Annotated in this window: 1 protein-coding gene; it reads left to right on the top strand. The window is 48.9% G+C overall.

Going from position 1 to position 1,146, the window contains the following annotated elements:
* On the top strand, positions 1–1,146 hold a 1,146-nt coding region (locus tag R8O10_RS23900), incomplete at both ends, for a diguanylate cyclase domain-containing protein (RefSeq protein WP_318191784.1).

The following is a 1,146-nucleotide window of genomic DNA, read 5'->3' on the forward strand; positions in this document are numbered from 1 at the left end:
CGCGGAAAAATTCATTGATGCCGACCGATTAGTGGTCGCTACTGGCACACAGAACATCGTTGAAGAGTGTCGCCAAATTGATGAAAACAACAACCCAACTTGGCTGGAAACCATCAAATCACCGGTACGAAATCAGGCCGGTGACCTGATCGGCATTTTGGGCATGACGCGCAACATCACCCGTCGCAAGATGGTGGAAACGCAATTGTCGTTGGCGTCGAAAATCTTCAACAACTCGCAAGAAGGTATGGTCATTACCGACAGCAATGCCAATATCATTGATGTCAACAACGCGTTCTCGCAGATCACCGGATTCAGCGCCGAAGAAGTGATTGGGAAGAACCCGAACATCCTCCGCTCTGGGCACCATGATGATGCTTTTTACCAACAACTTTGGCAGCAACTTGAAACCAAAGGTCAATGGAAAGGCGAGTTTATCAACCGCAAACGTGATGGCAGCATTTACCCGCAATTAGCCACTATTAGCGCGGTAATGGATGACAAAAACCACCTAATTAACTACATCTGTGTGTTTGAGGACATCTCAGTGCGCAAAGCGCACGAAGAGAAACTGCAACGCATGGCGTTTTACGATCCGCTGACCAACTTGCCCAACCGAACCCATTTGATCAGCTTGCTGGAACAGCACATCGAGATGGAACAACCTTTTGCTACGTTGTTTCTTGATATCGACCACTTTAAGCACATTAACGACAGCATGGGCCATTTCTGTGGTGATCAACTGTTGTCGAAACTGGCGGTTCGCCTGCAAGACATTTTGCACCTGAACGCGAATGTGGCTCGCATCGGTGGCGATGAATTTGTCATCGTACTGCCAGACATTGACGGCGATTCTCCGTTACTCGAAACGTTAAGCTCGATTTTGGGTGTGTTCCGCCGCCCGTTCGATCTGGCAAATCACGATTCGCTGCGGATCTCCACCAGCATCGGTATCGCACTCTACCCGAACGACGGTCAAGACAGTGAAACGCTGCTAAAAAACGCCGACACCGCAATGTATCTGGCGAAGAAAAATGGCCGTAACGGCTACGCGTTCTACTCTCCGGATTTAACTGACAAATCGGTATCGCACGTCCGTATTCAATCTGCGCTGCATGAAGCGATAGAAAAAGAACAACTGCATTT

This window comes from Vibrio sp. 1727 (assembly GCF_033344415.1).
Lineage (GTDB): Bacteria > Pseudomonadota > Gammaproteobacteria > Enterobacterales > Vibrionaceae > Vibrio > Vibrio alginolyticus.